The 19779-nt window shown below is 58.9% G+C and carries 23 protein-coding genes; 15 read left to right on the top strand and 8 right to left on the bottom strand.

Annotated elements, in window-relative coordinates; translation table 11 throughout:
- On the bottom strand, positions 1 to 1043 hold a 1043-nt coding region (locus AC2FLX_RS19895; RefSeq protein ID WP_496875508.1), incomplete at its 3' end, for an FAD-dependent oxidoreductase.
- A gap of 11 nt (positions 1044 to 1054) precedes the next feature.
- Positions 1055 to 1843, bottom strand: coding sequence for a ribose-5-phosphate isomerase RpiA (rpiA, locus tag AC2FLX_RS19890; RefSeq protein ID WP_496744738.1), 789 nt, complete (start codon positions 1841 to 1843; stop codon positions 1055 to 1057).
- A gap of 127 nt (positions 1844 to 1970) precedes the next feature.
- On the opposite strand from rpiA, the gene AC2FLX_RS19885 reads away from it, so the two are divergent.
- The 4 genes from AC2FLX_RS19885 to AC2FLX_RS19870 all read left to right on the top strand — a co-directional run bounded on the left by AC2FLX_RS19885 (position 1971) and on the right by AC2FLX_RS19870 (position 5917).
- Positions 1971 to 2759 (top strand): methyltransferase domain-containing protein, encoded by a 789-nt coding sequence (locus AC2FLX_RS19885; protein WP_480748189.1) that lies wholly within the window; start codon positions 1971 to 1973, stop codon positions 2757 to 2759.
- Positions 2760 to 2847: 88 nt separating this feature from the next.
- Positions 2848 to 3549: a glutathione S-transferase family protein gene (locus tag AC2FLX_RS19880; protein ID WP_496809756.1), complete on the top strand. Its 702-nt coding sequence runs from the start codon at positions 2848 to 2850 to the stop codon at positions 3547 to 3549.
- Entirely contained in the window at positions 3549 to 4922 is a 1374-nt protein-coding gene (locus tag AC2FLX_RS19875) for an L-serine ammonia-lyase (protein WP_480748187.1), read from the top strand. The genes AC2FLX_RS19880 and AC2FLX_RS19875 overlap by 1 nt, the downstream gene beginning before the upstream one ends.
- 77 nt (positions 4923 to 4999) lie before the next feature.
- On the top strand, positions 5000 to 5917 hold the full coding sequence (locus AC2FLX_RS19870) for a DMT family transporter (RefSeq protein ID WP_496809757.1): 918 nt from the start codon (positions 5000 to 5002) through the stop codon (positions 5915 to 5917).
- Here the strand turns inward: AC2FLX_RS19870 and AC2FLX_RS19865 are convergent.
- Complete coding sequence (locus tag AC2FLX_RS19865; protein ID WP_480748185.1) at positions 5862 to 6734, bottom strand: thiamine diphosphokinase; 873 nt, start codon at positions 6732 to 6734, stop codon at positions 5862 to 5864. The two genes, AC2FLX_RS19870 and AC2FLX_RS19865, sit on opposite strands and share 56 nt — an antisense overlap.
- Here AC2FLX_RS19865 and AC2FLX_RS19860 point away from each other — a divergent pair.
- Positions 6692 to 8602, top strand: a complete 1911-nt coding sequence (locus AC2FLX_RS19860; RefSeq protein WP_496809758.1) for a hypothetical protein — start codon at positions 6692 to 6694, stop codon at positions 8600 to 8602. The genes AC2FLX_RS19865 and AC2FLX_RS19860 overlap by 43 nt on opposite strands.
- A 76-nt stretch (positions 8603 to 8678) precedes the next feature.
- Here the strand turns inward: AC2FLX_RS19860 and AC2FLX_RS19855 are convergent, their stop codons facing one another.
- The 5 genes from AC2FLX_RS19855 to nthA all read right to left on the bottom strand — a co-directional run bounded on the left by AC2FLX_RS19855 (position 8679) and on the right by nthA (position 12000).
- Positions 8679 to 8921: a DUF2842 domain-containing protein gene (locus AC2FLX_RS19855; RefSeq protein WP_480748183.1), complete on the bottom strand. Its 243-nt coding sequence runs from the start codon at positions 8919 to 8921 to the stop codon at positions 8679 to 8681.
- Entirely contained in the window at positions 8921 to 10216 is a 1296-nt protein-coding gene (locus AC2FLX_RS19850; RefSeq protein WP_496809759.1) for an adenylosuccinate synthase, read from the bottom strand. Before AC2FLX_RS19850 ends, AC2FLX_RS19855 begins: the two co-directional genes overlap by 1 nt.
- A 163-nt stretch (positions 10217 to 10379) precedes the next feature.
- The gene (locus AC2FLX_RS19845) at positions 10380 to 10715 is read right to left on the bottom strand and encodes a nitrile hydratase accessory protein (RefSeq protein WP_496809760.1); all 336 of its coding nucleotides are present in this window, start codon (positions 10713 to 10715) and stop codon (positions 10380 to 10382) included.
- Positions 10712 to 11389, bottom strand: coding sequence for a nitrile hydratase subunit beta (gene nthB, locus AC2FLX_RS19840; RefSeq protein ID WP_480748180.1), 678 nt, complete (start codon positions 11387 to 11389; stop codon positions 10712 to 10714). The genes AC2FLX_RS19845 and nthB overlap by 4 nt, the downstream gene beginning before the upstream one ends.
- Positions 11386 to 12000, bottom strand: a complete 615-nt coding sequence (nthA, locus tag AC2FLX_RS19835; protein ID WP_496806949.1) for a nitrile hydratase subunit alpha — start codon at positions 11998 to 12000, stop codon at positions 11386 to 11388. Before nthA ends, nthB begins: the two co-directional genes overlap by 4 nt.
- A 149-nt stretch (positions 12001 to 12149) precedes the next feature.
- Between nthA and secG the strand changes: the two genes are divergently transcribed.
- From secG to AC2FLX_RS19785, 10 genes are all read left to right on the top strand, one after another.
- Positions 12150 to 12515 (top strand): preprotein translocase subunit SecG, encoded by a 366-nt coding sequence (secG, locus tag AC2FLX_RS19830; protein WP_480748178.1) that lies wholly within the window; start codon positions 12150 to 12152, stop codon positions 12513 to 12515.
- 157 nt (positions 12516 to 12672) lie between these two features.
- A complete protein-coding gene (gene pyrG / locus AC2FLX_RS19825; RefSeq protein ID WP_480748177.1) occupies positions 12673 to 14316 on the top strand; it encodes a CTP synthase in 1644 nt (547 codons plus the stop codon).
- A gap of 93 nt (positions 14317 to 14409) precedes the next feature.
- Positions 14410 to 15180, top strand: a complete 771-nt coding sequence (locus AC2FLX_RS19820; protein WP_480748176.1) for an isocitrate lyase/PEP mutase family protein — start codon at positions 14410 to 14412, stop codon at positions 15178 to 15180.
- Positions 15181 to 15256: 76 nt separating this feature from the next.
- Positions 15257 to 15550, top strand: a complete 294-nt coding sequence (locus tag AC2FLX_RS19815; RefSeq protein WP_480748175.1) for a DUF1330 domain-containing protein — start codon at positions 15257 to 15259, stop codon at positions 15548 to 15550.
- Between the two features lie 42 nt (positions 15551 to 15592).
- On the top strand, positions 15593 to 16042 hold the full coding sequence (locus tag AC2FLX_RS19810) for a tellurite resistance TerB family protein (RefSeq protein ID WP_480748174.1): 450 nt from the start codon (positions 15593 to 15595) through the stop codon (positions 16040 to 16042).
- Between the two features lie 20 nt (positions 16043 to 16062).
- The gene (locus AC2FLX_RS19805; RefSeq protein ID WP_480748173.1) at positions 16063 to 16500 is read left to right on the top strand and encodes a tellurite resistance TerB family protein; all 438 of its coding nucleotides are present in this window, start codon (positions 16063 to 16065) and stop codon (positions 16498 to 16500) included.
- Complete coding sequence (locus AC2FLX_RS19800) at positions 16497 to 17249, top strand: phosphate/phosphite/phosphonate ABC transporter substrate-binding protein (protein ID WP_496809761.1); 753 nt, start codon at positions 16497 to 16499, stop codon at positions 17247 to 17249. Before AC2FLX_RS19805 ends, AC2FLX_RS19800 begins: the two co-directional genes overlap by 4 nt.
- Positions 17250 to 17377: 128 nt before the next feature.
- Positions 17378 to 18154, top strand: a complete 777-nt coding sequence (locus AC2FLX_RS19795) for an ABC transporter ATP-binding protein (protein ID WP_480748171.1) — start codon at positions 17378 to 17380, stop codon at positions 18152 to 18154.
- 32 nt (positions 18155 to 18186) lie between these two features.
- Positions 18187 to 18933, top strand: coding sequence for a transporter substrate-binding domain-containing protein (locus AC2FLX_RS19790; RefSeq protein WP_480748170.1), 747 nt, complete (start codon positions 18187 to 18189; stop codon positions 18931 to 18933).
- Positions 18934 to 19016: 83 nt separating this feature from the next.
- A partial coding sequence (locus AC2FLX_RS19785; RefSeq protein WP_496875507.1) for an ABC transporter permease occupies positions 19017 to 19779 on the top strand: 763 nt, incomplete at its 3' end.

Genomic DNA, 19779 nt, shown 5'->3' with positions numbered 1-19779 from the left:
ATCTCGGGCTGGGTGAAGATCGCGGTCGGAATCAGTTCATGATCGACCGGCGTGGGATTACCCTTGAACACGGTTTCGACAAAGGCCATGCCCTCGCGGATCGCCACCGGAGTCAGGTTGACCCGGTCAGTCACGTCCCCGATGGCATAGATCGAAGGAACCGCCGTCTGACTATATTCGTCGACCACGATCTCGCCCTTGCGGCCGCGTTCGACACCCAACGCTTCGAGTCCCAGATCATCGGCATTGGGCGCGCGGCCCGTAGCGTACATCACCACATCGAAGGTCTGTTCGGTGCCATTGGTGGCTTTGACCCGGATCCCATCGCCATCCTTCGCCATCTCGATCACATTGGTGCCCAAGTGAACGTCAACACCGTTCTGACACATTTCTTCGCAGATCAGCCCGCGCGCTTCGTCGTCGAACCCGCGCAAAATCTGTGCACCGCGATAGAATTGCGTTGTCTTGACCCCCATCCCGTTCATGATCCCGGCAAACTCGCAGGCGATATAACCACCACCAACGATCAGGATGCTTTCCGGCAGTTTTTCCAGATGGAAAATCTCGTTTGATGTGATTGCCAGATCCGAGCCCGGAAATTCGGGCACCACCGGGCGACCGCCCGTGGCGATCAGGATATGCTTGGCAGTCTTGCGGGTGCCGTCGGCCAGTTCGACCGTGTGCGGGTCGATCAGGCGGGCACGCTGATCGAAGCTTTCGACGCCGTTGTTCTTCAGAATGTTGCGATAGACGCCTTCCAGCCGATCCAGTTCGGCCACCAGCTTGTTGTGAAAGGCGTTCCAGTCAAAGGCACCGGCCTGAATGTTCCAGCCATAGGATTGCGCATCTTCAACCATGGCGGAGTATTCGCTGGCAAAGACCATCAGTTTCTTGGGTACACAGCCCCGGATCACGCAGGTGCCGCCGTAACGGTCTTCCTCGGCCAGTGCCACTCTGGCCCCGGTCTCGCCCGCCGCCACGCGTGCCGCACGCACCCCGCCCGAGCCGCCGCCAATGACGAACAGGTCATAGTCAAAACTCATGGATATCGCCCCTAATCCGCAAGATCGGAAAACAGGTTTTCAGTCTCTGCAAAGTCCATCCGATCCCGCTCAATCGTGCCTTCATTGATGTCACGCACATCGACCCGGCCATCGCCATAGCCGATCACGACCCTGTCACAGATATCAATGAAAAGCCCGTTTTCAACCACGCCCGGGATTTGGTTCAGAACCAGCGCCAATTGTCGTGCATTTCCGATACGCTGCAGATGCAGGTCCAGAATGTGGTTGCCCTCGTCCGTGATGAACGGCGCCTGGCCAGTCATTCGCAGCGAGGTCGATCGACCCAGAACATCCATCGCCACCAAGGTTTCCTCGATCAGCGAGCGGGTTGTCTGCCATCCAAACGGGATGACCTCGACCGGCAGGGGAAACGCGCCCAGCGCCTCGACCTCTTTGCCAGCATCGGCGATCACCACCATCTGGTCGCTGGCCGTGGCCACGATCTTTTCCTGCAGCAGCGCGCCGCCGCCGCCCTTGATCAGATTCAGGTCGCCATCGAATTCATCTGCCCCGTCGATGGTCAGATCCAGCCAACCGGCCTGATCCAGCGAAACCACCTCGATCCCCACTTCGCGGGCCAGCTGCGCCGTCCGGGTCGAGGTCGGCACGCCCTTGATCCGCAAACCTTCCTCGCGCACCATTTCGCCCAGGCAACGCACCAGCCAGGCGGCGGTTGATCCGGTTCCCAACCCAACGCGCATTCCATCCTCGACCATCTCGGCGGCGCGCCTTGCAGCGACGAGTTTGGCCTTGTCGATGGGCGGCAATTCACTGGTCATGGCAGCAACTCCAAAAGCGTAATTTGCGCCCTTATAGGCAAAGAGTTGCGGCGGTGCGAGGGGGCTTGTCCTGCTTTGCTCGCTCGGAGCCCTAATTTTTGCTAGGTTGAACCCTGGGGGAACGCGCATGTTGCAATTTGACGAGGCCACGGCCCGAATTCTGGATGACGCCTATCTTGGGGCTGATGTTTCTCGCAGGCGGCGTGAGAGCTTTGACGCCGTGTCACCGAAACCCGATGACCGCATCCTCGATCTCGGTTGCGGCAACGGCTTGATGACGATGGAACTTTCCCGGGCGGTTGGGCCAAACGGAAACGTTACCGGCCTGGATCAGAGCCAGGATATGTTGAGTTCCGCGCGCGACCGTTGCGCCGGACTGGACAATGTGGACCTCATCGAAGGCGCCGCCGAAGCGCTGCCGTTTGGCGATGGGCAGTTCGACAAGGCGGTCTCGGTTCAGGTCTTCGAATACCTCACCGATATGCGTCCTGCCCTGCGAGAGCTTCACCGCGTGTTGCGACCGGGTGGGCGTTTGGTGATCGGAGACATGCATTGGGACACGCTTGCCTGGCATAGCGACGATCCTGAACGGATGGGCCGTATGACCCGCATCTGGGACGGGCATCTGGCACGGCTGGATGTGCCCGCTCATCTGCCGCCACAATTGAGGGAATGCGGTTTTGCCGTCGATGTCATACGACCCCACACGATCTGCGACACCGACCTGAGACCTGATGGGTTGGCGAACATGATGATTCGACTGATGACGGCCTATGCGACCCAGACCGGAGCGATGCCGGAAAACCGTGCCCTTGCCTGGGCCCGGGAACAGGAAAACCTTGCCGAACAGGGGCGGTTCTTCTTTGCGATCACGCATTTTGTCTGTGTCGCACACAAGTCGGCCCGGTCCGATTGACAAAAGATGTCGCCGAAATGCGCGTTTCCGATGGGAAACGTCGGAATCAGCTGTTTCTCCGGCCTCGTGCGCCTGTAAGTTGCCGTCGATGAAGATGCCTTATCGCCTGCACTATGCCCCCGACAATGCCTCGCTGATCATTCGCCTGGTATTGGAAGAGATGGGCCAGCCCTACGAGACCGTTCTTGTAGATCGCGCACAGCGCGAACAGGACAGCGCCGCCTATCGCGCGATGAATCCCAATGGGTTGATTCCGGTGCTGGAAACGCCGCAAGGGCCGATGTTCGAAACCGCCGCCATTCTACTATGGCTTGCGGAAACGCACGACCAGCTTGCCCCGGCGATGGGCGCCGATGACCGCGCATCGTTCCTGAAATGGCTGTTCTTTACGTCGAATACGCTGCATGCCGACCTGCGCATGCTGTTCTACCCCGACGCCTATATCGATACTGCGGCATCTGAGACCCTGCGCGCGGGCATCCGCCCGCGCCTGCGCCGCCACCTTGCCATTCTGGACGCAGAAGCCCGATCCAAACCTGGCTGGCTGCATCCCGACACACCTTCTGTTCTGACTTATTATCTTGCCTGTCTGCTACGCTGGATGGAACTGTATCCGCAGGGCAGCGACAAGAGCTGGTTCAACCTTGCTGATACTCCGCATCTGCAACGTATCCTGCAGGGGCTTGAAATCCGCCCCGCCACCCGCGCCGCCGTCGCGGCCGAGGGATTGGGCGCCACGCCTTTTACCTCTCCTGTTCACGCCACCCCTCCAGAAGGCTCTGCAACCTGATGTTTCTTTCTGTCTTCGACATGTTTAAAGTGGGCATTGGCCCGTCCTCCTCTCACACGATGGGTCCGATGGTCGCCGCCGCGCGCTTTCTGGACCTGATGCGCGCCTCACCGTTCGAGTTTGCGGGTCTCAAGGCCTCTTTGCACGGCTCGTTGGCCTTTACCGGCGTCGGCCACGCCACTGACCGTGCCACCATTCTGGGTCTGGCCGGGTTCGTGCCCGATACTTATGACAACGACAAGGCCGAAGCCGCGCTGTCCACCATCAACGAAACCCATTCGGTGACGCCCGAAGGCCTGCCGACCCTCAAATTCGACCCCAAGCACGATCTGGTCTTTGACTATGACCACAACCTGCCGGGCCACGCCAACGCCATGATCTTGATGGCGACCGATGCTCAGGGGGACGTGATCCTGAAGCAGATCTACTATTCGGTCGGCGGCGGCTTTGTCCTGACTGAGGAAGAGCTGGCTCAAGGCAAAGACACCAATGACGGCCCACCGGTGCCATTTCCGTTCAAATCCGCAGCTGAAATGTTGGAAATGGCTGCCTCGTCGGGCAAAACCATTGCCCAGATGAAGCGCGACAACGAAATTGCGCGCGGTTGTGCGATTTCCTTCGCCAAGGGTACAGCCCGACTTTGGGAAGTGATGAACAACTGTATAGAGCGCGGGTTGGCCACCGATGGCATCCTGCCGGGCGGCCTGAACGTGCGGCGGCGCGCCAAGGGTATCCATGACGCCCTGATTGCCGAACGCGGTATGAACCTGAACGCGCCGCACACGATCAACGACTGGATGAGCGTCTATGCCATGGCGGTGAACGAGGAAAACGCCGCTGGCGGTCAGGTCGTCACCGCCCCCACCAATGGGGCGGCCGGCACCATGCCCGCCGTTCTGCGCTATTACCTCGATCACGTTCCCGGCGCCTCCGAATCCCATATCGAGGATTTCCTGCTGACGGCCGCCGCCATCGGCGGGCTGATCAAGTACAACGCCTCGATCTCAGGTGCCGAAGCCGGGTGCCAGGCCGAGGTCGGCAGCGCCTCTGCAATGGCCGCTGCAGGCCTGTGCGCCGTGATGGGCGGTACGCCTGAGCAGGTTGAAAATGCTGCCGAGATCGCCCTCGAACATCACCTTGGCATGACCTGCGATCCGGTCAAGGGATTGGTGCAGGTGCCTTGTATCGAGCGCAACGGGTTAGCTGCGATCAAGGCAGTTTCCGCCGCCTCGCTGGCGCTTCGCGGGGATGGCAAGCACTTTGTGCCGCTTGATTCAGCGATCGAAACCATGCGCCAGACCGGCCACGACATGCACGAGAAATACAAGGAGACCTCGCTGGGTGGTCTGGCGGTCAACGTGCCGAACTGCTGAACTGCCGCCGGGGCCAAAACCGATTGGGCGGCTTTTGGCCCTTTTGAAATCCCGAAACCTGACCTAGCGTGCACGGCATGACTCAGGATCGCCCCGTTCTTGGCATTCTCCTGATGCTTGGTTTCTGCGTTCTTGCGCCGATGGGCGACGCAATTGCCAAACTGCTGGGAGAGACGATGCCCATAGGCCAACTTTTGCTGGTCCGCTTTGCGATTCAGGCGGCGGTTTTAATACCACTAATCGTAGCCACCCGGCGCCCGTGGCGCATGCGAGCGCGCGTCTTTCGCCTGATCGTGATGCGCACGGGCCTGCACATCATCGGAATTGCCGCCATGTTCACGGCACTGCAATTCATGCCTCTGGCAGAGACTGTGGCGATTGCCTTTGTAATGCCGTTCATCATGTTGATCTTGGGAAAATTGGTTCTGAACGAGGAGGTTGGCCTGCGCCGGATCGCGGCCTGCTTCGTCGGCTTTGTCGGCACACTTCTCGTCGTTCAACCCAGCTTTGCCGCAGTTGGCCTGCCCGCCCTTCTGCCGCTTGTCGTTGCTGTGGTATTTGCGCTCTTCATGCTTGTTACCCGGCAAATCGCAAAGGAAACCGACCCGGTTTCACTACAAGCAGTGTCCGGCGTGCTGGCGACAGTTGCGGTCGCTCCGGTATTGATCGCGGGCACGATTGCTGAACTGCCACAATTGTCCTTTACCCTTCCTCCGACAGTTGCAACCGCATGGCTTCTAATCACCATCGGGCTTTTGGGAACTTTGGCGCATCTGCTGATGACGTGGTCATTGCGCTATGCCCCATCCGCAACTCTTGCCCCGATGCAGTATCTGGAAATTCCTGTTGCGACGGTGATCGGATGGCTCATCTTCCACGATCTGCCAAACGGGCTGGCAGCGGTCGGAATCTGCATCACCATCGGCGCAGGTCTTTATGTCATTCTGCGCGAGCGGGCCAGCGCCCGGTCAGCTCCGACTGAAACGCCTGCATGACCTGATCCAGCGAATCACGCGGCACCATGATCAGCATGCCCGGGCCGTCGAACTCCAACACCAAATCGGACAACGCTCTGTTGGAGGTTCCGATCTTACCATCCGGTTCGAAAACCAGCCCTCCGATAGGCCATTCCAAACCCCGGCTGCGCCCCATTACCTGTCGTAAAGGAAACAATGACACGATACTGCCCGGTTCGATTTTTAGTCGGATCGATGGTGGCGCGTGAAAGATGACCTCATGTTTGCCGATCAGAATGCAACGCTTTTCTGCATTTCGAATCAACGTATTGAAAACCGCAAGCTGGTGATCGACCCTACCGCCGAGGAAGCCGATTCCTAAAACCAGAGGTGCATCGATGTTGCGTAGCGCCTTGTCAAAATCCGTGCTCTCCTGCTCCCGAACCGGAAACAATCTATCGGCAGGAAAGCGGCCAAGTTCGGACTGTGTCAGCGAATCAAAATCGCCTATGACCGCGTCAGGCATCCGGTCATTCGCAATTACCGCTTGTGCGCCACCGTCCGCAGCCGCCACCAGCACCACGTTTTGAGCCATCAGAGCAAAATCCTTTGCCCCGATTTCGCCCCCTCCTACAAGACCAACCGGCGCGCAACTTTGGATAAATGCGGCATTTTTGTGACCACTGGATTTATTTTTGATTTTTCGACACATTCCGGCCACAAAATGATACCTTGAGTTACACAGTTTTGCGCCGAAAATGGCTCTGGGCGCAACATAAGCTAGACAACTGGTATGTAGAGGACGAGCGTCGCATGGTACAGAGCAACAAAGTGTTAACCGTATCTTACGGGACATTCTCATGCACCCTTGAAGGATTTGAAGATTCCTTTGAGACCATGAAAGCAATCGCAGAGTACTTTCGGGATCTTGCGGCGGATGACCGCTATTTCGGGTCCGAACCTCCGCAACCCGACCCAGAGATGCTGACACAAATCGCGCGACGCGATAAGGCCCGTCATATTGAGGCCCATCAGGATTCCGGCGGCATCCTGCTCCGCGCGTCGGGCGTGGCCGCACCTGCGCCGTCTGCAGAGACATCCTCGCGCGAAGACGAGGCACCCTTCGGCAACGACCGGATCGTCGACCGGCAGGATGTAGCGTCCGACGAAAACACAATTGACGAGGTGCAAAGCGAAGAATTGGCACCTGTCGGAGAAGCAACCGACAATTCCGATTTCGAAGACGTGCATAGCGCCGCGCCGCTGGAAGATGTTCCCGAGCATGTTGATGTCGAGGGACCCGACGAGCAACCGCAGGACATGCCGGTTTGGGGTCAATTCCAAGGGACCCCGCTGGAGGCGTCTCCGGAAGAGGTGACCGAAGAGAAAACTGCCCTTTCCGACGACGTTGAGGAGACGGCGGATGCGCAAGACGCCATCGAACCCTGGTCGGATGAAGTCGATGAGAGTGTATCCTTCGAGGACGAGGTCGATGAGCAAATGACCGACCTTCAGGATGCAACTGTTGCTTTTGAAGAGGAAACCGAAACCGCTTCAAGTGACGTTTCCGTGCCGCAGGTTGACCAAGTTAGTGAAGTCATCCTGTCAGAAGAGGCAGACACTCTGAACGAGTTGACGGTTGAACCGGAAGAATTCGATGACGAGACCGCCAAAACAGAGGCACCGGTATCGTTCGATCATACCGAAGAAGTGGCGGATGACGCAGATTTGCCCGCACCCGAACTGCGGGCGACGCATTCCGAGCCTGATGCCGTATCCACGGCCGATGAGCCAGAGAGCATCCCCGTTGCCGACAGCATCGTAGCCAAGCTCCAGCGCATCCGCGCCGTGGTCTCACGCCACGATGCCGAAACTGGGCATCTCGCCGAGGACGAAAACACCGAATTCAAGCCACTCGAGGCTTTGAATACGGTCGATGCGATATCCGCAGCCTTCGCCAGGGCAAAGATCGAAGAAGACGCCCACAAAGAGGCACAGGAAAACAGTGCCGGGTACAAAATTCTGGGTGTGAAAGAGACGAACGATCCGATCGACGGCTTTCTGTTCTCAAAACCACAGGTCGGACTCGATTTGGGTTTTGACGATGTGGCGCCGACGATCGATGAAGAAACCACAAATACGCCCAGTGAAGCTCCGGTCGCGCAATCGGTGGAGGACGATTTCGACGGAATCATCGAGTTATCCGAAGAAAGCGCCGAACTCGCGGTAGAATATGTCGACGACAAGGATGAAGAGCTGTCACGGCTGCTGGCTACCGCAGAGCAAAAAATGAGCCTCTCCGGCGGGCAGGAGTCCGCCAATTTGGAGTCCGCTGAGTCAGGCGTGCTGCGACTGGTCGCGGAACAGCGGATTGACCTTGCCCCAGAAGACGTCGCATCGAGCATAGCCTCCCAAGCTTTCGAGAGGGAAGAAAGTGAAGGATTCAAGGCCTTTGCAGAAGCACAAGGCGCCCAATCCATGCCCGAACTGCTTGAAGCGGCTGCGGCCTATCTGTCATTTGTTGAGGGGCAAGAGCAGTTCTCGCGCCCGCAATTGATGAACAAGGTCCGCGCCCTTGACCTGCCGACCTTTGATCGCGAAGACAGCCTGCGTTCGTTTGGTCAGCTGTTACGAGACGGCAAGATCGAAAAGGCGGGCGGAGGACGGTTCTCTGCCTCCAGCCAGATTGGTTTCCGCCCCGGCGATGAGCGTGCTGCAGGCTGACTATTGAAACAACAGGAATGCAAAAAGGCCGATCATCTGATCGGCCTTTTTTTGTTTGTTCGGCAAAGGCCGATTGTCAGCGCTTGTCCTTGTCCGGGTCGGCTTGGCCAACGCCACGAAAGACATATTTGAAGGGCAGCGCCCACAAAACGCCCAGACCGACATAAACCAACAGTTCCAGCCAGATTGGCGGACGATCCAACAAATTCAGCACTGTCACCACAGCCACAATATAAAGCGGCAAGCCCAACAGCAGGATGATCAAAGACCAGCGGCGACGGGCCTTGTAGCTGAGGCCCGGCTTCTTGGCCCCACCCATCAGTCGGCAAACGGGTCGGTGACCAGAATGGTATCCTCCCGCTCCGGGCTGGTTGAAAGCAGCGCCACAGGGCATTCGATCAGCTCTTCCACCCGTTTGACGTATTTGATGGCATTGGCAGGCAGGTCGTTCCAGCTGCGTGCGCCCTCGGTGGATTCGCTCCAGCCCGGCATTTCCTCGTAGATCGGCTTACAGCGCGCCTGTTGATCCGCCGCCGTCGGCAGATAATCCAGCCGCGCACCATCCAGTTCGTAACCCACGCAGATCTTCAGCGTCTCAAACCCGTCCAGCACGTCCAGCTTCGTTAGCGAAATACCGTTGACGCCGCTGGTGGCGCAGGTCTGGCGCACCAGCACCGCGTCGAACCAGCCACAGCGACGCTTTCGCCCGGTGACGGTGCCAAACTCATGCCCCCGGGTGCCCAGACGGTTGCCGTCCTCGTCATCCAGCTCGGTCGGGAATGGCCCCTCGCCCACGCGGGTGGTATAAGCCTTTACAATACCCAGAACAAAATCGATCGATCCCGGCCCGATGCCCACACCCGTGGCGGCCTGCCCGGCGATCACGTTCGACGAAGTCACGAACGGATAGGTGCCGAAATCGATGTCAAGCAGCGCACCTTGCGCACCTTCGAACAGGATGCGCTTTCCAGCCTTGCGTTGTTCGTTCATGATCTTCCACACCGGACCGGCGTACTGCAGTATTTGTGGCGCGATCTCTTTGAGCTGCGCGACCAGCGCGTCTCTGTTCACCGGTTCTATTCCCAACCCCTTGCGCAGTGGGTCGTGATGTTGCAATGCCCGGTCGACCCGCGCTTCAAGCGTGGCATCATCAGCCAGATCAGCGACCCGAACGGAACGGCGCCCCACCTTGTCTTCATAGGCAGGCCCGATGCCTCGCCCGGTGGTGCCAATCTTGGTCCCTTTGGAGGCCGCTTCTTCCCGCGCCCGGTCCAGTTCGCCATGAATTGGCAGGATAAGCGGCGTGTTTTCGGCGATCATCAGAGTCTCGGGGCTGATGTCGACGCCCTGCGCCCGGATCGACTCGATTTCCTTGACCAGATGCCAAGGGTCCAGCACCACGCCATTGCCGATCACGCTCAGCTTGCCACCGCGCACGACGCCCGAGGGCAAAGCGTTCAATTTATAGACTTTGCCGTCAATGACCAGGGTATGACCAGCATTGTGCCCGCCCTGAAAACGCGCAATCAAGTCCGCCCGCTCGCTGAGCCAGTCAACGATTTTGCCTTTACCCTCGTCACCCCATTGGGCGCCGACAACCACCACGTTGGCCATATCCGGTCCTTTTGCGCTGAACTACCAAACCCGGCTCATATACCGGGGCGTGTGGATCAGGGAAACCGCAAATTCGACGCACCGGACAGGCCACCTCTTCACCTTTTCAAAAATACTCCGGAGGAGTCGCGGCTTGCTGCGACGGGGGGCAACGCCCCTCTTGTCACTCTACAGGCAAATGCACAGGTTCGCCGTGGGGCGTCGTCAGGTACGCCTGCTCCCAGGCGGTGTGCATCCGGGCGACCTCGCTGAACTGCGCGACGCCGCTGTCGGCCAAAAACATCTCAAGCGTTTCAAGCCAGGCGCGAAAATAGTCTTCACCGCCGTCAAGCTCCTGCGTCAACCCTCGCCTTTTCAGGGTAGCCGCAAAGCGCTCTACCCACTCGGCCCAGGCGAATCGTCCGGCCTCGTTCATGACGACAGTCAACGCAAAGACCTGCGCGTGCCAGGGTGCCTCAAAAACCGGCTCGGGCGTGGTATGCGAGGGGCAGTCGTTCATCCTGGCACCAGATAGCTTTGCCACAGGTCCAGAACCACTTCATCGTCGGGGTGTTCCGGATGCGCCCACAACTCGCGGGAAAAAAAGCGCACGGCATAAAGCGGCTCGGGCGCCTCGCCCAACCCGTGCGCGTTGCTGTCGGGTAGAACGTGATTGCCGTGAACGTTTCGGATATAACCATGCGCCCCGGCCACGTATTTGGGCAACCGGGTGTGCCCGCTGGCAACCAGCGCATTATCGGTCGGCATGCGCACCCGTACCGCCTGACCTGCCGAGAACCTTGGCAAAGGCCCGGTCGGGCGGTCGGCGGGGCCGCCCTTGGCCAGAACACCAGCCACAGCTTGCGCTTTCAATGCCTTGGCTGCCAGCGGGTGGGGCGCGTCTCTTTCTTCGCCGCGCAGATCGCCCTCGGTCAGCACCCCGGATTCGACCAGCAGATCGGCCAGCGCAGAGATCCATTTCTCATAGTAGGAAAATCGCGTGTAATCCTTGGGCGACAACCTCTCGCGCGCGTGGCGTGAAACGTCTATGTTCCACTGACCCAGCGCCCCGGCAGCCAAGGTCACAGCCAAGGCGCGAGCGTGCCAATCCTCGGCGAAAACAGGGGCGTCCTCAGCCTCCGGTCTTACTGGGCCGTCGCCGAACCTCCCGCCCATGTCATGTACGCGGGTCATGACGGCACCTTGGCCAGGCCGGTACCGATCATACTGTCACGAGTGACCAGCGCGGCGAGTTCCTCTTCGCCCATCCCGTCAGTCCCCTTGGGCCGCATCGGCAGCACGAGATAGCGTACCTCCGCCGTCGAATCCCAAACCCTGACGGTGGTTTCCGGCGGCAGGGTTACACCGAAATCTGCCAGCACCTTGCGCGGCTCACGCACCGCGCGAGCCCGATAGGCATCGGATTTGTACCATCCCGGTGGGATGCCAAGCAGCGGCCAAGGATAGCAACTGCACAGGGTGCAAACGACCATGTTGTGCCGGGTGGGCGTATTTTCGACCACCACCATGTGCTCGCCCTGTCGACCGAAATAGCCCAGGTCGGCAACGACCGGTGTTGCATCCTTAAGCAGCGCAGCCTTGAATACGGGATCGCTCCAGGCCTTTGCCACCACATGCGCGCCGTTCTTCGGCCCGATGCGATTCTGATAGGTATCTATGATCTCATCGAGTGCTGCCGGGTCGATCAGCCCCTTGCGGGTCAGAATCGTTTCCAATGCCTTGACTCGCAGTGCGGGCTCAGGCGGCAAAAGAGCATGTGGGTGGTCGTGGTCGTCATGCGGCATAATCCGAGCCTGCGCGAGGCAAGGGCCTCTGTCCAGTCCTTTTGGTGTGATATCCGACGTCACCGGACGTGATGGAAACTCCTCCCTTGCCCCTCCGGGCAAACTTGCATAGATACCACGCGATACACGCCACGCCGCACAGGAAGACCATGGAAAACGTTGTCCTCATCATTCACCTTCTTTTGGCTTTGGGCCTGATCGCCGTCGTTCTGATGCAGCGGTCCGAAGGTGGCGGGCTTGGCATGGGCGGCGGCGGTGGCGGAGTCATGTCGGGCCGCGCGGCGGCAACTGCCTTGGGCAAGCTGACATGGATTCTGGCGATCTGCTTTATCGTCACGTCGATCACGCTGACGATCATCGCGGCCAAGAAATCTTCGGGCAGTTCTGTCATCGACCGGCTGGGTGTTCCTACGCAGGAAGAATCGCAGCCCAGCACACCGGAGCTTCCGGCAGGCGAAGACCTGTTGCCGCCGGCACAGGGCGACAACGCGCCGCTGATCCCGCAAGCCGACTGATCCACAAAACCTAGAAATCCGATAGAGAACGGCACAGCATCTTGCGGTTCTCTTGCGCTTTGCGCGCGAATCTCTTATATGTGAAGTCCCGTGGTGCTGCGGTTTTTTTTGACCGCCGGGCAGTTGATAATACGTCACACGGGAGCAGCCGAAAAACATGGCACGATTTATTTTCATTACTGGCGGTGTTGTGTCTTCGCTCGGCAAGGGCCTGGCGTCGGCGGCACTTGGCGCTTTGCTTCAGGCACGGGGATACTCGGTGCGTTTGCGCAAGCTGGATCCTTACCTGAACGTCGATCCCGGAACCATGTCGCCATTTGAACATGGCGAGGTTTTCGTCACCGATGACGGGGCCGAGACCGATCTGGATCTTGGCCACTATGAACGTTTCACTGGTGTGGCGGCACGCAAGACGGATTCAGTGAGCTCTGGCCGCATCTATTCCAACGTGCTGGAGAAGGAACGCCGCGGAGACTATCTGGGCAAGACCATTCAAGTGATCCCGCACGTCACCAACGAGATCAAGGATTTCATCGCCATCGGCGAAGATGAGGTCGATTTCATGCTCTGCGAGATCGGCGGCACCGTAGGCGACATCGAAGGGTTGCCATTTTTCGAAGCTATCCGCCAGTTCAGCCAGGACAAACCGCGCGGTCAATGCATCTTTATGCACCTCACACTGCTACCCTATATTAAAGCGTCGGGTGAGTTGAAAACCAAGCCGACCCAGCACTCGGTCAAGGAACTGCGGTCAATCGGTCTGGCTCCCGACATTCTGGTCTGCCGCTCGGAAGGGCCGATTCCACAGAAAGAACGTGAGAAACTGGCCCTGTTCTGCAACGTCCGCCCGGACAGCGTTATTGCGGCGCAGGACCTGTCCACCATCTATGACGCACCGCTGGCCTATCACAAGGAAGGTCTGGATCAGGCGGTTCTGGATGCTTTCCAGATCAGCCCGGCCCCGAAACCCGATCTGGCCAAATGGGAAGACGTCAGCGACCGCATCCACAACGCCGAAGGCGAAGTGAAGGTCGCCATCGTCGGCAAATACACTCAGCTCGAAGACGCCTATAAGTCGATTGCCGAGGCGCTGACCCATGGCGGCATGGCCAACCGGGTTAAGGTGAAGATCGAATGGGTCGATGCCGAGATTTTCGACACCGAAGACCCAGCACCCCATCTCGAAGGTTTCCACGCGATCCTCGTCCCTGGTGGCTTTGGCGAACGCGGGACCGAGGGCAAGATCAAAGCCGCACAATATGCACGCGAGCACAAAGTACCTTATCTGGGTATCTGCCTGGGCATGCAAATGGCGGTGATCGAAGCCGCTCGAAACGTCGCCGGCATTGCCGAGGCCGGGTCCGAGGAGTTCGACCACGAAGCCGGGAAAAAGCGTTTCGAACCCGTCGTCTATCACCTCAAGGAGTGGGTTCAGGGCAATCACCGGGTCGAGCGCAAGGTCGGCGACGACAAGGGCGGTACAATGCGACTGGGCGCTTATGACGCGGTTCTGGCAGAAGGCTCCAAGGTGGCCGAAGTCTATGGTGCGCGCAATATCGAGGAACGCCATCGCCACCGCTATGAGGTGGACATCAAGTATCGGGAAAAGTTGGAAAAATCGGGCCTGAATTTCTCGGGAATGAGCCCCGACGGGCGCCTGCCGGAGATCGTCGAATGGTCGGATCATCCGTGGTTCATCGGTGTTCAGTATCATCCCGAACTGAAATCCAAACCTTTCGACCCGCATCCCCTGTTCAAGGATTTTGTCCGCGCCGCCAAGGAAACATCACGGCTGGTATAAATCACCGCAAAGTGTGGGGCGGGTCGGACTTTCCTGTTCGACATACCCCGTCTCAAGGTTCACTGTCTGTGGACACGAGACAGGAGATCGGTCATGAACTCTCAGATTACCCGCGCAGAACAGTTTGCGGCCTTGCATCGCAAGGGCGACCCGGTGATTCTCTACAACATCTGGGACGCGGGCAGCGCTGCTGCAGTACGCGACGCCGGGGCCAAGGCAATTGCAACGGGCAGTGCTCCGGTTGCCATGGCGCAAGGTTTTTCCGACGGTCAGAACGTGCCGATGGATGACGCGCTGGATAATGCCCGCCGCATTGTCAACGCCGTCGATCTGCCGGTCACGCTGGATTTCGAAGGCGGATATGCGGAAGATCCGGCAACGATCACGACCAATGTTCGTGCAGCGTTGCAATCCGGCGTGATCGGCTTCAATTTCGAAGATCAGATCATCGGAACAAAAAACCTGTACGACATTGAAACGCAAGTGGGTCGGGTTGCCGCAATGCGCCAAGGCTGTGAGGCGTCCGGCATTCCTGCCTTCATTAATGCGCGCACGGATATCTTTCTGAAGGCTCATCCGGACAACCATGATAATGCAATGCTGGATGATGCCGTTGCACGCGCCAAAGCCTATGCTGATGCCGGGGCCAGCGGGTTCTTTGCCCCCGGCCTGAAGGATGAAGCACTGATTGCCCGACTTTGTGATACCATCGACCTGCCCGTCAACATCATCGCCCTGCCCGGCACGCCAGATACGCCGACACTGGCGAAACTAGGTGTTGCACGTGTCAGCTATGGTCCGGTGCCCTATCGACAGATGATTGCCTGGCTGCAAGAGAATGCGAGCGCGGCACTGCGGCCATAGGGTTGATCCGCGTTAGGGTATTGCAAATCTGCGGTTTCCTTCGCACTTTGCCTCGTGAACCGCAGGAGGAAATCCCATGACCAAGGGATATTGGGTCGCCCATGTGGATGTGGACGACATGGAGACATACAAGACCTATATCGCCGCAAACGCCGCACCGTTTGCCGAATATGGCGCCCGTTTTCTGGTGCGCGGCGGTGAGCGGCAAGTGCGCGAAGGTCAGGCGCGCGCCAGGACCGTGGTTATCGAATTTCCGACCTACGAAGATGCTTTGGCCTGCTATGACAGCGTCGGCTACCAGGATGCCAAGGCTTTGCGTGACCCGGTGTCGACCGGCGATCTGGTGATCATCAAGGGATATGATGTCTAGTTCCTGCTTGGCGACCTTCTCAAACCGGAATAGTCTGCCCCCATGCTGAAGAAGTTGTTTCAGGCGTTTCGCCCCCCCCAACACTCGGCGCTGCCCGATCCCGACGCCGAACTGGCGCTGGGGGCTTTGCTGGTGCGCGTGGCACAAGCGGACCGCGACTATCAGGTCGAAGAAATCCGGCTGATTGATAAAATTCTTGCGCGCCTGTACCAGCACAACGCGATCGAGGCCGCAAAGGTGCGCGCGACCTGCGAGAAGCTGCATGCCGCCGCGCCGGATACAGACACATTCGGCAAGCTGATCCGTGAAACCACCGATCTGCAAGAGCGTATGGCCGCCCTGGACGCGCTTTGGGAAGTCGTGCTCGCAGATGGCGAGACCCAGGAAGGTGAGATCAAGATCGTCGAAGAAGCCCGCGCGGCGATGGGGCTCAGCTTCAATGACAGCAAGGCGGCGCGCGCGCGCGTTCAAAGCCGCTTGGACCCGCAGTAAACCCACCCTATAACCGACTCATGTTTGGCAATTTTCTTTCCCGACTGACACAACCACAACCCGACCCGCTGGGTGCCGAAGACGCCCGTCTGGCGCTGACGGCCCTGCTGGTGCGCATCGCACGGTCCGACCACGACTATGCAGATACCGAAATGGCCCGGATCGACCGCATCACCGCGCGTCGCTATGGCCTGTCCCCGTTCGAGGCCGCTGCCCTGCGCGCCCAGGGAGAGGATCTGGAGGCACAAGCCCCCGACACCGTGCGCTTTACCCGCGCCATCAAGGAAGCCGTGCCCTATGACGACCGCAAGGCGGTGGTCGAAGCGATGTGGTCGGTGGTTCTGGCAGACGGAACGCGCACCGGCGAAGAAGACTCGCTGTTACGGCTGGTCACCAGCCTGCTTGGCGTTAGTGATGTTGATTCGGCATTGGCGCGGCAAAAGGCACAACGTTCATGACCGCAATGCTGGGCATGTACGACTTGCCCGCGCTGCAACCCGCAAATGACAGGTTTTGGTCGCTCATTCGCCAACACCTTGGCCGAGGCCCCGATACGCTGACACGCGACCGGGATTTCTGGGATATCTGGCTCGACCCCGAGATGGTATTTTCGCAGACCTGCGGCATGCCCTATCGAACCCGGTTGCATGGAAGGGTGCAGATCGTTGGCACACCCGATTATGGTCTGCCCGGTTGCCCCCCTGGTCACTACTGTTCGGTGTTCGTCGCCCGCAAGGATGACCCCCGTAGCCTGGAACAGCTGACCACCGGAACCTTTGCCTATAACGAAGCACTGTCGCAATCCGGCTGGGCTGCAGCGGTCACCCACTTGGCGGAACTCGGTCTGGCCCCCAGAATGCTCTTGGAAAGCGGAGGTCACGCCCGCTCGGCTCAAGCTGTCGCCGAAGGAAAAGCAGATTTCGCATCACTCGATGCCTTGACCTGGGAACTGCTGAAACAGCACACCGACCTCAGGTACAGGCTCCGCGAGGTCGATCGCTCGGAGCCAACCCCAACGCTGCCCTACATTACATCCGCCCAAGAAGACGCTTCAGCCATTGCTCGCGCCGTGCGCTCAGCGATCTCCGATCTGTCCGACACGGACCGCCAACTGCTGCATTTGCGGCAGATGGTGAACATTCCGGCCCAGGCATATCTGGCGATTCCAACACCTCCGGGTCCAGAAGTTTTCGCCAGGTCACCCTGACCGTTTCGAGCATTATTTATGATCAAAACGGGCAATCACCCCCCCATTTGCTAATTTTGCGCATTGCAATGCTCAGGAATTTCGGCCCTAGTACCGGACCAACACCACTCACAAAAACCGGACAGACAGTGACCAGCACAGCCCCCGTCATCGAAATCAGGAACCTTCACAAAAGCTTTGGACAACTCGAAGTGCTGAAAGGGGTCGACATCACCGCGCATCGCGGCGACGTCGTTTCACTGATCGGATCGTCGGGATCGGGAAAATCCACGCTTCTGCGTTGTTGCAACCTGCTCGAAGACAGCCAAGAGGGCGAGATCATCTTCAACGGCGAACCGGTGCGCTGGACCGGCAATGGCAACACTCGCCGCCCTGCCGACCCCAAACAGGTGCTGCGTATTCGCACCAATCTTTCCATGGTGTTCCAGCAATTCAATCTTTGGGCACATATGACCATCCTGCAAAACGTGATGGAGGCCCCGCTGACCGTGCTGGGGCGCGACCGGCACGAGGTCGAGGACAGTGCCCGGAAATATCTTGACAAAGTGGGCATCGGCGACAAGTGCGACAATTACCCGGCACAGCTGTCGGGTGGCCAGCAGCAGCGCGCCGCCATAGCACGTGGGTTGTGCATGGAGCCGCAGGCGCTTTTGTTCGATGAACCCACTTCGGCACTGGACCCCGAGCTGGAACAGGAAGTCATTAAGGTCATCAAGGATCTGGCCGCCGAGGGCCGCACCATGATCATCGTAACCCACGACATGAAGATGGCCGCAGACATCTCCAGCCATGTCGTCTTTCTTCATCAGGGCCTTATCGAGGAAGAGGGCTCACCCGAAGATATCTTTACAGCCCCTGAATCGGAGCGACTTCAGGGCTTCCTTTCCGCCACTCAGGCGGCATAAATTCAAATCAGTAACAAACTGGGGAGTAACCAATGAAGAACCTGATTCTGACCACCGCAGCCCTAGCTCTGGGTGCAGGCATGGCAATGGCCGACACAGTGCGAATGGGCACCGAGGGTGCCTATCCTCCGTACAACTTCATCAATGACGCCGGTGAGGTTGACGGATTTGAGCGCGAGTTGGGCGACGAGCTCTGCAAACGCGCCGAGTTGGACTGTGAATGGGTCAAGAACGACTGGGATTCGATCATCCCGAACCTTGTTTCGGGCAACTACGATACCATTATCGCCGGCATGTCGATTACCGACGAGCGTGACGAGGTTATCGACTTTACCCAAAACTACATCCCACCGGCGGCGTCGGCCTTTGCCGCTGCCTCCGAAGGTGCTGATCTGACGGGCGTGATCGCGGCGCAGACCGCGACGATCCAAGCCGGTTATGTCGCTGAAAGCGGCGCCACCCTGGTCGAGTTCGCAACCCCCGAAGAAACCATCGCCGCCGTCCGCAACGGCGAGGCCGATGCCGTCTTTGCCGACAAGGACTATCTGGTGCCACTGGTCGAGGAATCAGGCGGTGAGCTGATGTTCGTCGGCGACGATGTTCCGCTGGGCGGAGGCGTCGGCATGGGCCTTCGTGAATCCGACGGCGAGTTGCGCGGCAAATTTGACGCGGCGATTACTTCGATGAAGGAAGACGGCACGCTGAACACCATGATCAAGAAGTGGTTCGGCGAAGACGCCGCTGTCTACGGCACTGACGGCACGACCGTCACCAACTAATACGTCCGGCAAACGGTTCGGCGCGCCTGGCGCGCCGAACCGGCACCGGTTTCTGGCCGGGCTTGACGATCGAAAGACGCCTCATGTTTTCCTATTGCGCTGATCCCGAAACGCTCAGCACGTTCCGCTGGTTTTCCTGCTACCTCACAAACGGCGTGCACCTGTCGTTCTATATGTCGTTCGTGAAGGTTCTGGCTCTCTTGGCCGTCACCGCGCCCGTGGCGCTGAGTTTCGGCTTTGTCGGCGCTATGTCCGCGCGGTCGCATCTACTGCCGCTTAGCTGGCTGGGTAAAGGATACATAGCTGTCGTACGTGGCGTACCCGACATCGCCTTCTTCCTGTTTTTCGTAATCGCGCTGGATCAAGCGTTCGAATGGACACGCCATCAGATACTTTGCCCCGAATGGACCGATGCGATCCGACAGGGCAACGATTTTCTGGTCTGCCCCGCCGCCAAATTGCCGCTTGGAACCGCTCCGGAATGGGTTCATCAAACCTACGGATTTTTTCTGGCCGTTATCACCTTCGCCATTGTGTTCGGAGCCTTTGCGGCCAATGTCCTGTTCGGCGGTATGCGCGCCGTGCCCCACGCCCAGTTGGAAACCGCCGCGGCCTATGGGATGAGCCGCAGCCAGACCTTCTGGCGCATTCTGGTGCCACAGATGTGGGTCTATGCCCTTCCTGGCCTCAGCAACCTGTGGATGGTGTTGATCAAAGCCACGCCGCTGTTATTTCTGCTGGGGATTGAAGATATCGTCTATTGGGCGCGAGAGATCGGCGGCACAAAGACCTCAAAATTCACCCAGTACCCCCACGGCGACTGGCGAATGTGGTACTTCCTGTTCC

The organism is Ruegeria sp. YKSF57, assembly GCF_059612585.1.
Note: the sequence above shows the minus strand (reverse complement) of the source record. Positions and strands in the feature narration are given on the sequence as shown.

What these genes read in the sequence shown, in the direction of transcription:
- rpiA (WP_496744738.1), bottom strand. Translation starts at nt 1,843, where the DNA reads ATGACCAGTGAATTGCCGCCCATCGACAAGGCCAAACTCGTCGCTGCA.
- AC2FLX_RS19885 (WP_480748189.1), top strand. Translation starts at nt 1,971, where the DNA reads ATGTTGCAATTTGACGAGGCCACGGCCCGAATTCTGGATGACGCCTAT.
- AC2FLX_RS19880 (WP_496809756.1), top strand. Translation starts at nt 2,848, where the DNA reads ATGAAGATGCCTTATCGCCTGCACTATGCCCCCGACAATGCCTCGCTG.
- AC2FLX_RS19875 (WP_480748187.1), top strand. Translation starts at nt 3,549, where the DNA reads ATGTTTCTTTCTGTCTTCGACATGTTTAAAGTGGGCATTGGCCCGTCC.
- AC2FLX_RS19870 (WP_496809757.1), top strand. Translation starts at nt 5,000, where the DNA reads ATGACTCAGGATCGCCCCGTTCTTGGCATTCTCCTGATGCTTGGTTTC.
- AC2FLX_RS19860 (WP_496809758.1), top strand. Translation starts at nt 6,692, where the DNA reads ATGGTACAGAGCAACAAAGTGTTAACCGTATCTTACGGGACATTCTCA.
- AC2FLX_RS19865 (WP_480748185.1), bottom strand. Translation starts at nt 6,734, where the DNA reads ATGTCCCGTAAGATACGGTTAACACTTTGTTGCTCTGTACCATGCGAC.
- AC2FLX_RS19855 (WP_480748183.1), bottom strand. Translation starts at nt 8,921, where the DNA reads ATGGGTGGGGCCAAGAAGCCGGGCCTCAGCTACAAGGCCCGTCGCCGC.
- AC2FLX_RS19850 (WP_496809759.1), bottom strand. Translation starts at nt 10,216, where the DNA reads ATGGCCAACGTGGTGGTTGTCGGCGCCCAATGGGGTGACGAGGGTAAA.
- AC2FLX_RS19845 (WP_496809760.1), bottom strand. Translation starts at nt 10,715, where the DNA reads ATGAACGACTGCCCCTCGCATACCACGCCCGAGCCGGTTTTTGAGGCA.
- nthB (WP_480748180.1), bottom strand. Translation starts at nt 11,389, where the DNA reads ATGACCCGCGTACATGACATGGGCGGGAGGTTCGGCGACGGCCCAGTA.
- nthA (WP_496806949.1), bottom strand. Translation starts at nt 12,000, where the DNA reads ATGCCGCATGACGACCACGACCACCCACATGCTCTTTTGCCGCCTGAG.
- secG (WP_480748178.1), top strand. Translation starts at nt 12,150, where the DNA reads ATGGAAAACGTTGTCCTCATCATTCACCTTCTTTTGGCTTTGGGCCTG.
- pyrG (WP_480748177.1), top strand. Translation starts at nt 12,673, where the DNA reads ATGGCACGATTTATTTTCATTACTGGCGGTGTTGTGTCTTCGCTCGGC.
- AC2FLX_RS19820 (WP_480748176.1), top strand. Translation starts at nt 14,410, where the DNA reads ATGAACTCTCAGATTACCCGCGCAGAACAGTTTGCGGCCTTGCATCGC.
- AC2FLX_RS19815 (WP_480748175.1), top strand. Translation starts at nt 15,257, where the DNA reads ATGACCAAGGGATATTGGGTCGCCCATGTGGATGTGGACGACATGGAG.
- AC2FLX_RS19810 (WP_480748174.1), top strand. Translation starts at nt 15,593, where the DNA reads ATGCTGAAGAAGTTGTTTCAGGCGTTTCGCCCCCCCCAACACTCGGCG.
- AC2FLX_RS19805 (WP_480748173.1), top strand. Translation starts at nt 16,063, where the DNA reads ATGTTTGGCAATTTTCTTTCCCGACTGACACAACCACAACCCGACCCG.
- AC2FLX_RS19800 (WP_496809761.1), top strand. Translation starts at nt 16,497, where the DNA reads ATGACCGCAATGCTGGGCATGTACGACTTGCCCGCGCTGCAACCCGCA.
- AC2FLX_RS19790 (WP_480748170.1), top strand. Translation starts at nt 18,187, where the DNA reads ATGAAGAACCTGATTCTGACCACCGCAGCCCTAGCTCTGGGTGCAGGC.